General features: G+C 67.6%; 12 protein-coding genes. 11 read left to right on the top strand and 1 reads right to left on the bottom strand.

All coding sequences use genetic code 11. From position 1 onward, the window contains the following. Position 1: 1 nt before the first annotated feature. Positions 2-391, top strand: a complete 390-nt coding sequence (locus ACQPYH_RS32320) for a F0F1 ATP synthase subunit epsilon (RefSeq protein ID WP_432879111.1) — start codon at positions 2-4, stop codon at positions 389-391. A gap of 105 nt (positions 392-496) precedes the next feature. Beyond that, positions 497-928, top strand: a complete 432-nt coding sequence (locus ACQPYH_RS32315; protein WP_432879108.1) for a DUF2550 domain-containing protein — start codon at positions 497-499, stop codon at positions 926-928. Here the strand turns inward: ACQPYH_RS32315 and ACQPYH_RS32310 are convergent. Beyond that, positions 919-1,929: an alpha/beta hydrolase gene (locus tag ACQPYH_RS32310; RefSeq protein ID WP_432879105.1), complete on the bottom strand. Its 1,011-nt coding sequence runs from the start codon at positions 1,927-1,929 to the stop codon at positions 919-921. The genes ACQPYH_RS32315 and ACQPYH_RS32310 overlap by 10 nt on opposite strands. A gap of 228 nt (positions 1,930-2,157) precedes the next feature. Here ACQPYH_RS32310 and ACQPYH_RS32305 point away from each other — a divergent pair, with 228 nt between their 5' ends. The 9 genes from ACQPYH_RS32305 to ACQPYH_RS32265 all read left to right on the top strand — a co-directional run bounded on the left by ACQPYH_RS32305 (position 2,158) and on the right by ACQPYH_RS32265 (position 12,815). Further along, positions 2,158-3,219 (top strand): methyltransferase domain-containing protein, encoded by a 1,062-nt coding sequence (locus ACQPYH_RS32305; RefSeq protein WP_432879102.1) that lies wholly within the window; start codon positions 2,158-2,160, stop codon positions 3,217-3,219. A gap of 116 nt (positions 3,220-3,335) precedes the next feature. Beyond that, positions 3,336-4,982: an ABC transporter substrate-binding protein gene (locus ACQPYH_RS32300; protein WP_432879101.1), complete on the top strand. Its 1,647-nt coding sequence runs from the start codon at positions 3,336-3,338 to the stop codon at positions 4,980-4,982. A 2-nt stretch (positions 4,983-4,984) separates the two neighbouring features. Then, entirely contained in the window at positions 4,985-5,992 is a 1,008-nt protein-coding gene (locus ACQPYH_RS32295) for an ABC transporter permease (RefSeq protein ID WP_432879098.1), read from the top strand. Positions 5,993-5,994: 2 nt separating this feature from the next. After that, the gene (locus ACQPYH_RS32290) at positions 5,995-6,855 is read left to right on the top strand and encodes an ABC transporter permease (protein ID WP_432879096.1); all 861 of its coding nucleotides are present in this window, start codon (positions 5,995-5,997) and stop codon (positions 6,853-6,855) included. Then, positions 6,852-7,823 carry an ABC transporter ATP-binding protein gene (locus ACQPYH_RS32285; protein WP_432879094.1) on the top strand — a complete coding sequence of 324 codons (972 nt, stop codon included), beginning with the start codon at positions 6,852-6,854 and terminating at the stop codon, positions 7,821-7,823. Before ACQPYH_RS32290 ends, ACQPYH_RS32285 begins: the two co-directional genes overlap by 4 nt. Continuing rightward, entirely contained in the window at positions 7,820-8,776 is a 957-nt protein-coding gene (locus tag ACQPYH_RS32280) for an ABC transporter ATP-binding protein (protein ID WP_432879092.1), read from the top strand. Before ACQPYH_RS32285 ends, ACQPYH_RS32280 begins: the two co-directional genes overlap by 4 nt. Next, complete coding sequence (locus ACQPYH_RS32275) at positions 8,773-9,810, top strand: LacI family DNA-binding transcriptional regulator (protein ID WP_432879089.1); 1,038 nt, start codon at positions 8,773-8,775, stop codon at positions 9,808-9,810. Before ACQPYH_RS32280 ends, ACQPYH_RS32275 begins: the two co-directional genes overlap by 4 nt. A gap of 4 nt (positions 9,811-9,814) precedes the next feature. After that, on the top strand, positions 9,815-11,374 hold the full coding sequence (locus tag ACQPYH_RS32270; RefSeq protein ID WP_432879086.1) for an FAD-dependent oxidoreductase: 1,560 nt from the start codon (positions 9,815-9,817) through the stop codon (positions 11,372-11,374). 13 nt (positions 11,375-11,387) lie between these two features. After that, complete coding sequence (locus ACQPYH_RS32265; RefSeq protein ID WP_432879083.1) at positions 11,388-12,815, top strand: cellulase family glycosylhydrolase; 1,428 nt, start codon at positions 11,388-11,390, stop codon at positions 12,813-12,815. Positions 12,816-12,823 lie beyond the last annotated feature (8 nt).

The following is a 12,823-nucleotide window of genomic DNA, read 5'->3' as shown; positions in this document are numbered from 1 at the left end:
GATGGCTGACCACTTGGAGGTGGCGCTCGTCGCCGCCGAGCGGACGGTCTGGCAGGGGCAGGCGAAGATCGTGATCGCCCGGACCACGGACGGCGACGTCGGCATCCTGCCCGGCCATGCGCCGCTGCTGGGCCTGCTGCAGGGCGGCACCGTCCAGGTGCGGACCGTCGACGACGAGTACTTCGTCGCGGCCGCGCCGGACGGGTTCATCTCGGTAGCCAACGACCGGGTCTCGATCCTGGCCGAGAACGCCGAGATGGGTCACGACATCGACCTGGAGGAGGCTCGGCGCGAGCTCGAGCAGGCGCTGGCGGCCGGTCTGGCCGACGCCGACGCCGACGAGTTGCGCCTCGCCGAGGCCAGGGTGCGGGCGGCCGAGCAGACCTCCTGACCACCTGCCATAATCAAATATCGTCACGAACGGTACGGTTCTCCGCCGCTGCGCGGAGGCGTCGGGCCCCGGCAGCACCGATTGTTTTGGGAAGGTCGGCAACGTATGAGAACAGTCCTCGATGTCGTCGGGGTCTGTTTGCTTGCGGCCGTGCTGTTCATCGTGCTTGTCGCGTTCCGCCGTCGCTGGTTGTCCAGGGACGGCGGAACTTTTGATTGCAGTCTCCAGCTCGCCGAGAAGGAGCACGGCCGCGGCTGGGCCCTCGGCCTGGCCCGGTACGTCGGCGACGAGCTGCAGTGGTTTCGCGTCTTCAGCCTGGCCTGGTGGCCCAAGCTCGTCGTCAACCGCCGCCAGCTCGGTGGCATCAACACCCGCCGTCCGATGGGCAACGAGCCCCTGGTCACGTACGCCGGCCATGTCATCGTCGACGCCGACCTCAAGGAACGCACCGTCCATTTCGCCATGACCGAAGAAGCCCTCACCGGCGTCCTGGCCTGGATGGAATCCGCACCCCCGAGCACCCAGACCTACCTCTGATTCACGTGCAGGGCCTGGAGCAGCATCGGCAGCGAGGCGTGTAGTTCGCGTTGCCAGTAGGCCCATGCGTGGGTGCCGGGGCCGTAGAAGTTCGTGGTGAGGTGTTTCGCGCCGAGCTGCCGGAGTTCCGCGGCCAGGGCGTGGTTCTGGCGGTTGAAGTCGGCTTCCAGCGCGTCGGTCTTTCCGGGCGGGTCGAACGGTCCGGCGGTGCCGTCGCCACAGGACAGGTAGACCGGCAGCGACTTGAGCCGGTGGGCGAGATAGTACGGATCGTGCGCTGCCCAGATCGAGCGCTGCGCGACGGGGTCACCCCAGACGCGGAGCGGGTCGTTGCCCTGACCGGCGAAGAATCCCATGATCCGGTTGATCGACTCGTCGTTCAGCAGCGGATGGGCGGAGCCGGAGTACGCCGCGGCCGCGCGGAACATGCCGGGATGGCGGGCGGCGTACAGCAGTGCTCCCTGGCCGCCCATCGACAGGCCGGCCACGACGCGATTCGAACTCGCGCCCCAGCCGTGTTCGAGCAGGTGTGCCAGCTCGACGGTGTGGAACGTCTCCCAGGCCGGATCGCCGCCGGCGCCGTAGTTCCACCAGTCGCTGTACCAGCCGTTCCAGCCGGCCTCGGGCATGACGACGAGGACCTTGCGCAGGCTCGGGATCGTCGCGATATCCGTGCCTGACCACGACGTGTAGTCCCCGCAGCAGCCGTGCAGCAGCCAGAACGTCGGCCAGTGTTGCGTGCGGTCGGCGGGATTCCAGCCGTCGGGGGTGAGCAGCCGGACGTTGACGGTACGGCCGCCGAGCGCCTGGGAGCGCACGGTCAGGTCCGTCAGCCGGTCCGCGACCTGCTTGACCGCAACGACTTCGGCGCCGCGCGACGCGGCTTGGGCCACCACCGTCGGGGTGGGAGCCGCCTGTGCGGGAGCGATCGGGGAGAGTCCGAGAAGCAGGGCGGCGACGAGCAACGCTCGCCGGGCGATCCAAGACAGCTGTCTGGGCACGAGCAACCTCCGGGGCGGGAACCCGAGATTAAAACCATGCGAGTTCATTACTCAAGGGCACAGCGGAAATTCGCTGGGTAGTTCCCCGCTTGTGTGCCAGGATCTCCGCCATGGAGACATACTTCTTCCGCGTCGGCTAGCCTCCGCTGGCCTGTTCGAGGTTTCCCGTGGTCAGCGATGCGGGAGTAACCGGTTGGTTGTTCCCGGGTGCTATCCGGGAGATTCTCCATGCACTTGGTGCTGGTGCGGGCTGTTGCGGGGTTGGAAAAGCTGGCGGCTGAGGAAGTCGTCGCTGCGGGGCATCGGGTGGTCGAGCTGTCCAAGCGGCAGGTGGTTGTCGAGTGGACGCCGGGCGAGTCCGGTCCGCCGCGGCTGGCGGATGACGTCTTCGTCGTCCATGGCGTTGCGGTGGATCCTGGGCGGACCAGGGATGCGCTGGCGGCGGCGGTTCGGTCGTTGGAGTTGCCGGCGGGGCAGGGTGCGTTTGCGGTCAGTGCGTCGTTCGTGGGTGTGCGGAACTTCAACCGGTTCGACATCGAGGACCTGGTGGGTGCGCGGCTCGGCGGACGGTACTACTCGCGGCGCGATGGTGCGGTGCCGCCGGTCGAGCGGTCCGAGTGGCGGGTCGTGCTGGACGGAAAGACGCTGTGGGTCGGCCTACGCCCGTACGCCGTACCGCTGCATCGCCGGCCCTGGCGAACCCGGACCGTCCGGGGCAGCCTGCATCCACCCGTCGCCGCCGCAATGGCACGCCTAGCAGGCATCGAGCCCGCCCACCGAGTCGTGGACCCGTTCTGCGGCGCCGGCACCCTACTGCTAGAAGCACAGGCCATCGAGCCGCAAGCAAGCTACACCGGCATCGACCAAGACCCCGCCGCACTCGCAGCCGCCCACGAGAACGCCGCAGGCGCGGCTGCCCGCGAGAACGCGGCCGAGGCAGCCCCCCGGGATGCGCAAGGTGCCGAGGGCCTCGCCCGCACTTCCCGCGCCCCCCGCGCCGCAGGCGCGGGGGGCGCGGGGGTCAGGTGGTGTTGGGGTGATGCGGCTTGCCTGGGCGGGAGGGTTGAGCGGATCGTCACCAACCCGCCGTGGGATCACCGGCTGCAGATCGGGGATCTGGGGCCGTACGTCCGGCGGTGGCATGAGGTGCTCGACGGGGTGCTGGTGGCGATCGTCAACCCTCAGCAGGCGGCCCAGATCGACCGCGGGTGGCGGGTTCGGGCTGTGTATGAGGTGGCTGTGGCGGGGCAACATCCGCGGATTGTTGTTGCTGAGCCGTCTCGGTCTTGACATGCGCGCGTAACGTTCGTAGGTTCCTGCGCATACGTAAGAGCAACCCGGAAATAGCTCATACCAGAGTGCTCATACGTATGAACGTGCAGCCGCTCTAGTCTGGGGTGAGAGATATGCGCAGTCGGTGGCGGGTCCTAGTGGTGGTCGGTGCGGTGCTGGCGGCGGGGTGCTCAGGCCCCGCCGCCAAGCCGGCGGGCGGCGGCGGCGCGGCGGACGCGTCGGTCGTCTACGCGAAGACCGACGGCGGTACGACGTTCGTCCACAACTACAACGTGATGGGCCCGGCGACCGACAAGGCGCCGAATATGGAGCTCGTCTACGAGCCGTTGATGCGGGTCGACTACGGCGACGGCGGCGTGGTGAAGCCGTGGCTGGCGGAGAGCTGGACGTTCTCCGCGCAGGGCAAACAGCTGACGATCAAGCTGCGCAAGGACGTGACCTGGTCGGACGGGCAGAAGTTCAGCGCGGACGACGTCGTCTACTCGCTCGGCCTCCCGATCGAGAAGCCGGACTTCAGCATCGCCGGTGTCACCTACAAGTCGGTGAAGAAGGTCGACGACGCGACGGTCGCGGTGACGTTCGCCGAGCCGTCGTACGCGACGCTGAACCAGTTCGCGAACATCCTGCTCCCGATGGTCCCCAAGCACATCTGGTCCACGCAGAACCTCAACACCTGGACGAACCCGGAACCGATCGGCACCGGCCCGTTCACGCTGAAGGAGTTCAAGCCGCAGCAGATCACGCTCCAGGCCCGCACCGATTACTGGGGCGGGAAGCTGCCGATGACGACGTACAAGATCATCCCGACCAGCGCCGACGCGCTCAAAGCCCAGCTGCTGAAGGGCGATATCGACTGGGCGTCGGCGAGCTGGCCGAACGGCGAGAAGGAGTACGTCGCCAAGGACCCGGACAAGCACCTGTACCAGCTCTACTCCAACGGCGGCGCGATGTCGGTCCTGTTCAACACCGCCAAGGCACCCTTCGACGACGTGCACGTACGCCGGGCCCTCGCGCTCACCATCGACCGCACCGCCGTCGTCACCACGCTTCAGCGCCCCGGCACCGAGGCCGGCCCGACCGGACTGTCCGACCAGCTGTTCGCCGACTGGCTCGACCCGGCGTACAAGGGCAAGGTCCAGAAGGTCGACGCCGCCGCGGCGGAGGCCGAGCTGGCCGCGGGCGGTTGGACGATCGACAACGGCGCGCTGGTCAAGGACGGCAAGCGGTACCAGCCGAGCATCCTGTTCAACTCCGACTGGGGCTGGGGCAACTACGCCGACATCCTGATCAACACTTGGAAGCAGAACCTCGGCCTGCAGGTGAAGGGCGCCGGCCAGCCGAGCGCCGGGTACTACGACAAGCAGAACCTCGGCCAGTTCGACCTGGCGGCCGCATCGACCGGCGGCTCCGGGGTGTACGGCGTCTACCGCTTCCTCAGCAGCTCGTACAAAGTCCCGATCGGCAAGTCCGCGACGTTGAACCAAGGTCGTTGGAGTGACCCGCAGACGGACTCGATCCTGGCCTCGATGGAACGCACCGACGACGTCGACCAGCTGAAGACACTCGGCCGCGAACTGCAGAAGATCGTCGTCGACAAGGTCCCGTTCAGCCCGATCTACAACAACTTCTACTTCGTCGACATCAACGCGACCCGCTGGACGGGCTGGCCGACGCCGGACGACTTCGACCACATCCCGTTCGTCGGGATGGGACCGGACACGATCCTGACCATGCTGAAGCTCCAGCGTCGGGGGAGCTGACGATGCTGGCGGTGCGATGGGCGTTCCTGGCCCGGCGGCTGGGTTTCTACCTGGCCGCCGCGGCCGCCGCGATCGGGCTGAACTTCTTGCTCCCGAGACTCATGCCGGGCGACCCGTCGTCGGCGATCGTCGAGGAGCTGGAACGGGTCAGCGGTCAGCAGGTCCCGGCCGAGACGTTGATGTCGATCCGCGCGATCTTCGGCAACCCGCACGCCAACCTGGCCCAGCAGTTCGCCGACTACCTCCGTCAGTTGTCCCACGGTGATCTCGGCGTCTCCGTGGTCAACTTCCCGGTCCCGGTCGCCGACCTGGTCTGGCAGGCGCTGCCGTGGACGCTGCTGCTCGTCGGTACGACGACGATCACCGCGTTCGCGATCGGCACCCTGCTCGGCGTCGTCGCCGGCTGGAAAGCAGGCAGCCGCCTCGACGCGATCCTCACCCCGTTCACCACGTTCCTGAGCAGCGTCCCGTACTTCTGGGTCGCGCTGCTCGCCCTCTGGATCTTCGGCTTCGTCCTCGGTTGGACCCCGCTGTCCGGCGGGTACGACGCCGACCTGCCGCAGGGATTCAGCCTCGCGTACGCCGGCAGCGTGCTGCACCACGGTGTGTTGCCAGCAGCAACCATCGTGTTCTCGGCCTTCGGCGGCTGGCTGCTCGGGATGCGCAACATGACCGTCACCACGGTCCGCGAGGACTACGTCCTGCTCGCGCAGGCGAAGGGTCTGTCGCCGAGGCGCGTGATGTTCAGGTACGCCGCCCGCAACGCGATGCTGCCGAGCTTCACCGGTTTCGCGATGGCGCTCGGCGGTGTCGTCGGCGGCGCGCTGCTCACCGAGATCGTGTTCAGCTATCCCGGCATCGGCTACCTGCTCTACGAGTCGCTGCAGAAGCGGGACTACCCGATGATGCAGGGCGTCTTCCTGCTGATCACGCTCGCCGTACTGCTGGCCAACCTCGTCGCCGACCTGGCCTACGTGCTGCTCGATCCGCGGATCCGGGCGAGGGGATGACCATGCTCAAAAGCTGGAAGGTCCGCATCGGGCTGTCCGTCCTCACCTTCTTCGTACTGCTGGCCGTCCTCGGACCCGTGATCGGCGGTGACCCACGAGCGAACGACATCAGTTCGATCTCGCAGCCGCCCAGCGCGCAGCACCTCTTCGGTACGACGCAGTTCGGCCAGGACGTGCTCGCACAGACCATCGCCGGCGCGCGGGGCTCGATGCTGGTCGGGATCCTCGCCGCGGCGATCGGCACGCTGATCGCGATCCTCGTCGGCGTACCGGCCGGGTACTTCGGCGGTGCGGTCGACAACGGCCTGAACTTCCTCACCAACCTGTTCCTGGTGATGCCGGTCCTTCCGCTGATCCTGATCGTCGCGGGTTACGTGCAGGGCACCGGACCGTTCGTGATCGCGTTGATCATCGGCCTGTTCGGCTGGTCGGGCGGCGCGCGGACGCTGCGGGCACAGTCGCTCAGCCTGAGCAGTCGTGACTTCGTGCTGGCGATGCGGATGATCGGCGAGTCGCACCGCCGGCTGATCTTCTTCGAGGTGCTCCCGCATCTGACTGGCTGGATCTCGGCGATGTTCCTGCACGGGATGATCGGCGGCGTGATGGCCGAGGCCGGGCTGGCCTTCCTCGGCATCACCGACTCCGGATCGATCAGCTGGGGCACGATGATCCAGGCCGCGCAGCAGCAGAGCGCAGTACTGCGAGGGCTGTGGTGGTGGTTCGTGCCACCCGGGCTTTGCATCGCCTTGATCGGTACAGCGGCAACGCTGGTGAACTTCGGCGTCGACGAGATCTCCAACCCGAAACTGCGCCAGGCCCGCCGGTCGGTCGTCGTCCGCGCGCGAAAGGTGGTCGAGGCGTGAGTGTGTTGACGGTGGAAGGTCTGACGGTCGACTACGTGACCGGCGAGCGGCCTGTGCGGGCGTGCGATGACGTGACGTTCGAGCTGCGCCGGGGCGAGATCCTGGGTGTCGCGGGGGAGTCGGGGTCGGGTAAGTCGACGCTGATCACCGCGCTGACCCGGCTGCAGCGACCGCCGGCGGTCACGACGGCCGGGCGGATCGAGTTCCACGGCGCCGACCTGGTCTCGCTCGACGCCGACGAGCTCAGGAAGTTGCGCTGGACCTCGCTCGCGATCGTTCTGCAGAGCGCGATGGATGCGCTCAACCCGGTGATGCGGGTCGGCGCGCAGTTCGTCGACGTACTGCGCTCCCACGACAAGACGCTCGGCAACAAGGACGCCTGGGCGCGGGCGGCCGAGCTTCTGGGGATGGTCGGGATCTCCGCGGACCGCGTGCGCAGCTACCCGCACGAGCTGTCCGGCGGCATGCGGCAGCGCGCGAGCATCGCCCTCGCGCTGGCCTGCGGCCCCGAGTTGGTCGTGATGGACGAACCGACGACAGCCGTCGACGTGGTGATGCAACGCCAGATCCTCGCCCAGGTACTGCGTCTACGCCGCGAGCTGGGGTTCGCGGTCGTGTTCGTCACTCACGACCTCTCCCTGCTGCTGGAGCTCGCGGACCGGATCGCGATCATGTACGGCGGCCGCATCGTCGAGATCGGCACGGCCGAATCGCTCTACACCAAGCCCCGGCACCCCTACACGCGCGGCCTGCGCGACTCGTTCCCGCCGCTGCGTTCGCCGCTCCGCAAGCTGAACGGTATCCCCGGCAGCCCGCCGGATCTGCGCAATCCGCCGCCCGGCTGCCCGTTCCACCCGCGCTGCACGGACCGCTTCGACGGTTGCGACGAGCAACGACCGGAATTGCTGACGATCGAGGATCACGCCGTCGCCTGCCGGCTCTACCCGTCAGGAGATGATCAGCTATGAGCCAACCTGTTCTCGAGGCCCGCGCGGTCTCGAAGCATTTCCCGGCGGGCCGGTCGACGGTCCGTGCCGTGGAGGACGCGACGCTCGCGTTGCAGCCGGGCCGGATCGTGGCACTGGTCGGTGAGAGCGGGAGCGGAAAGACCACGCTGGCGCGGCTGCTCGCGCGGTTCTATCCGCCGACGTCCGGTGAGATCCGGCTGCACGGCGAGACCGTGAAGGGCAAGCCGCGGGCGTACTACAGCGACGTACAGCTGATCTTCCAGGACCCGTTCGGTTCGCTGAATCCGCTGCATCGCGTCCGGTACAACCTGGAGCGCGCGGTCAAGCTGCATCACGCCGTACGGACGAAGGCGGAGCTGGACCGGCGGGTCGACGAGCTGCTGGAGCGGGTCAGTCTGACGCCGACCGAGCAGTACCTCGACAAGTTCCCGCACGAGTTGTCCGGTGGGCAGCGGCAGCGGGTGGTGATCGCACGGGCGCTGGCGGTCGAGCCGAAGGTGCTGCTCGGCGACGAGCCGATCTCGATGCTGGACGTGTCGATCCGGCTGGAGATGCTCAACCTGCTCGACCGGCTGCGGACCGAGGACGGCCTTGCCCTGCTCTACATCACGCACGACATCGCCAGCGCGCGCTATCTGTGCGACGACATCGTCGTGATGTACGCCGGACGCATGGTCGAAGGCGGTCCGAAAGAGGACGTCATCGCCAACCCTCTGCACCCGTACACGCAGCTGCTGATCGACTCGTCTCCCGATCCTGAACGCAGGGACCGGCCGGACCTGTTCGACGCGGAGGACCTGGGCGAGCCGCCGAGCCTGATCGACCCGCCGGCGGGCTGCCGGTTCCACCCGCGGTGTCCGTTCGCGATGGACAGATGCCGCACCGAGACGCCGCCCCGGACCGAATTGCCCGACGGGCGATGGACCCACTGCTGGTTGCAGGAGAACGCATGAAAGCGCCACGACAATCCGACGTCGCCCGGCTCGCGGGCGTATCCCAGTCCGCCGTGTCCCGGGTGGTCAGCGGGGATATCGACCGGATCCCGGAGGAGACCCAGGAGCGGATCCGGGCCGCGGTGAAGGAGCTCGGGTACGTCCCGAACGCGGCCGCGCGGAACCTCCGGAACAAGCGCAACCGGCTCCTCGGCGTACACACCTTCGAGGCCGTGTTCCCGCACGCGCGGGAGGACTTCTACTTCGAGTTCCTGCTCGGGATCGAGGAGCGTGCCGAGGAGATCGGGTACGACCTGGTCCTGTTCACCTCGACCGGAACGAGCGACGGCCGGCGCCGGATCTACCGCGACGGCACGAACCGGCTGAACCTCGCCGACGGCACCGTCCTGCTCGGTGCCGCGACCGATCGCGAGGAGCTGGCGCGGCTGTGGCACGACGGATACCTGTTCGTGCACATCGGCCGCCGCGAGGTCCCGGGCGCGGAGATCCCGTGCATCATCCCGGACTACGTGTCGGCCGCCGACCGGCTCGTCACGTCGCTGGCCGAGCGCGGTCACCGGCACTTCGCGTACCTTCGCTCGGGGATCGAGCAGGAGGCGTACGCCGATCGCCGGGCCGGCTACCGCAAGGCAATCGAGCGGCTCGGTCTGCAGGACCGCTCGCCCGGATTCCGCGGCGAGCCGGAGCTGACCGAGGAGTGGCTGGACGAACTGGCGTCCGGTCCCGAGACCGCGGTGGTCGCCGAGAACATCGGCCTGGCTGAGCACCTGCGGACTGGGCTGGCAGCGCGCGGGCTGAGCATCCCGGCGGACCTGTCGGTCGCGGTGCTGGAGGGGTCGGGTGACGAGCCCGGTCACCGCTGGGACTGCCTGGTCATCCCGCGCAAGGAGATCGGCCGGATCGCGATCGACGCCCTGGTGGCGCGGGTCGAGAACCCGGAGGAGGAACCGGTCAGCCAATTGGTGGCCTGTGATCTGGTGGCCGGCGAAACCGTCGCCGCGCCATCCATTCAAAAGTCGCGAGTAAAGGAGTGAACGGGTGGAGCTCGAGACGGATGTACTGGTCGTCGGTGGCGGACTCGGTGGGGTCGCGGCTGCGCTGACCGCAGTACGGCTGGGTCACCGCGTTGTGCTGACCGAGCCGACCGACTGGCTGGGCGGGCAGTTGACCAGCCAGCTTGTGCCGCCCGACGAGCACCCCTGGATCGAGCAGTACGCCGCCGGCGGGTACGCCGAACTGCGCCGCCGGATCCGGGACTACTACCGCCGCAACTACCCGCTGACGCCCGAGGCCGCTGCCGATCCGCTGCTCGATCCGGGCCTCGGAGTCGTCAGCCGGTTCTGTCACGAGCCGCGGGTCGCCGCCGCCGTGATCGAGGAGATGCTCGCGCCGTGGCGCGCGTCCGGTCGGCTCCGCGTGTTACTTGAGCACTCGGCGATCTCGGCGGCCACCAACGGCGACGAGATCCGGGCCGTGACGCTCCAGGATGTGCGGAGCGGCGACGAGTTGACCGTGTCCGCGACGTACGTCGTCGACGCGACCGAGCTCGGCGACCTGCTGGAGCTGGCCGACGTCGAGCACGTAATCGGTGCCGAGGGCCACGACCAGACCGGCGAGCTGCATGCGCCTGAGATCGCGAATCCCCTTGATCAGCAGGCGTTCTCGTGGTGCTTCGCACTGGAGCATCGGGCGGGGGAGGATCACACGATCGACCGCCCGGCCACCTACGAGCATTGGCGGGACACGGTCGCGCCGTTCTGGCCGGGGCCGCAGTTGTCCTGGACGGACGTCGTGCCGGTGACGCTGGAGCAGCGCGAGTGGAAGTTGCTCGAGGCAAACCAGGATCACCGGGCGCCGTTCTCGCTCTGGCGCTATCGACAAATCCTTGCCAGCAGCAACTTTGTCGACAAGGCGATCCCGGATGTCACCGTGGTGAACTGGCCCCAACTCGACTACTGGGAGCAGCCACTGCTCGGTGGGCCCGACCCTTCAAAGGCTCTCGCTGCCAGCCGGGACCTGTCGTTGTCGTTCCTCTACTGGATGCAGACCGAAGGCGGTTACCCCGGTCTGACGCTGCGCCCGGACGTTACCGGTACGGCGGACGGTCTGGCCAAGGCGCCGTACATCCGGGAATCGCGCCGGATCCGGGCCGAGTTCACTGTGCTCGAGCAGCACGTCGGCGTCGAAGCGCGGCCGGACGGCGCGGGCAGTGAGTTGTTCGCGGACACGGTCGGGCTCGGTCGTTACCGGATCGATCTGCACCCGAGCACGGCGGGACGGACGTATGTCGACATCGAGGCGTACCCGTTCCAGATCCCGCTCGGCGCGTTGATCCCAGTCCGCGTCGACAACCTGCTGCCCGCGAACAAGAACATCGGCACGACGCACATCACCAATGGTTGCTACCGCCTGCACCCGGTCGAATGGAGCATCGGCGAGGCGGTTGGCGCACTGGTCAGCTTCTGCCTGACCGAAGGCCTGTCACCGCGCAAGGTCCGCAACGATCCCACCCACCTGGCCGACTACCAGCGTCTCCTCACCGACGGCCTCGGCACAAAGCTTGCGTGGTCGGAGGAGATCCGCACCCATCGCGACTGAAAGGGATGATGCTGTGCTCCGAAAGTCTTTGGCCGCCCTGTGTACCGCGGTGCTGTTCTCTGCTGCTTCCCTGGTGAATGCCGCAGCGAGCACCACCGCACTACCCGCCCTGCACACCGAAGGCAATCGCATCAAGAACAGCGCCGGGACCAACGTGACCCTCAAGGGTCTCTCGGTCATCGCCCCCGAACAGAACTCCGTCTGCACCGACTGCAACTCCAAGCCGATCAACGATCTGATCGACATGACGGTGTCGAACGGCTGGAACTCGAAGGCCCTCCGCCTGCTCGTCACCGAGGCCATCGGGAAGGACCTGAACGCGTACGACGCGACGTACATCAAGCCGTACGTCGACCATGCCGTTGCCAAGGGCCTCTATGTGATCATCGACCTGCATCTGGTCCGCAACTACGGTGACGCGGCCGGCGCCGTACCGCAGTCCGATGTGAAAGGGTTCTGGGACTTCATCGCGCCGCGGTACGCGAACAACCCGAACGTGTTGTTCGAGGTGTTCAACGAGCCGATCGCGCCGGACAACTGGGCTACGTGGAAGTCGTACATCCAGCCGGTCGTCGACTCGATCCGGTCGGTGGCGTCGAACGTGATCCTGATGGGCAGCCCGTCGTGGAGCACCCGGCTCAACGGTGCCGTGACCGACCCGATCATCGGCGGCAACATCGCGTACGTCTACCACTTGTATCCGAACCAAGGCCCGACGACCGCGGCCAGTCTCGATCCGAAGTTCGGCACTGCCTCGGCGACGCTGCCGGTGGTGTTGACGGAATTCGGCTGGGACCCCTCGTCGTCGGCGAACCAGGTCACGGCCGGTACGACCTCCGGCTGGGGACTGCCCTTGCGCCAGTATCTGGACGCCCGTCCGCAGATCGGATGGGTCGGCTGGGTGTTCGACAACTTCTGGGCTCCGGTGATGTTCGACAAGAACTGGAACCTGCTCTCGGGCGAGTACGAGGGAGGGTTCATCCGCGACTGGCTGGCCGGGGCGCCGGCGGTCTCGCCGTGCTCCGATCACCTGGCGCGCGGGGCGACCGTGACCGCGTCGTCGACGTACGACGCGAACTCGGGCGCGCCGAAAGCGGTTGACGGGTCCTGTCTGGACAGCGGACGCTGGATGTCGGCCGTCGGTGACACGGCGCCGGTGCTCACAGTGGCTCTGGGGACCTACAAGGATGTGAGTCAGGTGGACGTGTACAGCGGGTACGGGTACCCGAATGTTGCCACCGGCACCGTTCTGACCGCGTTCACGGTCGAGGGACACACGTCCGCGGGCTGGGTCCAGCTCGGAAGCTACACGGCCAACACGAAGGCCCTGGTCTCCACTCCGGTGACGTCGGCGGCGATCGACCAGATCCGGTTGACGATCACCGATCCGTCCAGCACGACTCCTGACATCGCCCGCGTGTACGAGGTGGCCGCCCACTAGGAGGACGC

It is taken from the genome of Kribbella sp. CA-245084 (assembly GCF_050942355.1).
Lineage (GTDB): Bacteria > Actinomycetota > Actinomycetes > Propionibacteriales > Kribbellaceae > Kribbella.
This window is presented reverse-complemented; position numbering and strand designations above follow the sequence as displayed.

Bases quoted from the DNA above. Each gene is read 5' to 3' on its own strand.
- ACQPYH_RS32300 (WP_432879101.1), top strand. From the start codon at position 3,336: ATGCGCAGTCGGTGGCGGGTCCTAGTGGTGGTCGGTGCGGTGCTGGCG.
- ACQPYH_RS32305 (WP_432879102.1), top strand. From the start codon at position 2,158: ATGCACTTGGTGCTGGTGCGGGCTGTTGCGGGGTTGGAAAAGCTGGCG.
- ACQPYH_RS32280 (WP_432879092.1), top strand. From the start codon at position 7,820: ATGAGCCAACCTGTTCTCGAGGCCCGCGCGGTCTCGAAGCATTTCCCG.
- ACQPYH_RS32290 (WP_432879096.1), top strand. From the start codon at position 5,995: ATGCTCAAAAGCTGGAAGGTCCGCATCGGGCTGTCCGTCCTCACCTTC.
- ACQPYH_RS32275 (WP_432879089.1), top strand. From the start codon at position 8,773: ATGAAAGCGCCACGACAATCCGACGTCGCCCGGCTCGCGGGCGTATCC.
- ACQPYH_RS32315 (WP_432879108.1), top strand. From the start codon at position 497: ATGAGAACAGTCCTCGATGTCGTCGGGGTCTGTTTGCTTGCGGCCGTG.
- ACQPYH_RS32295 (WP_432879098.1), top strand. From the start codon at position 4,985: ATGCTGGCGGTGCGATGGGCGTTCCTGGCCCGGCGGCTGGGTTTCTAC.
- ACQPYH_RS32320 (WP_432879111.1), top strand. From the start codon at position 2: ATGGCTGACCACTTGGAGGTGGCGCTCGTCGCCGCCGAGCGGACGGTC.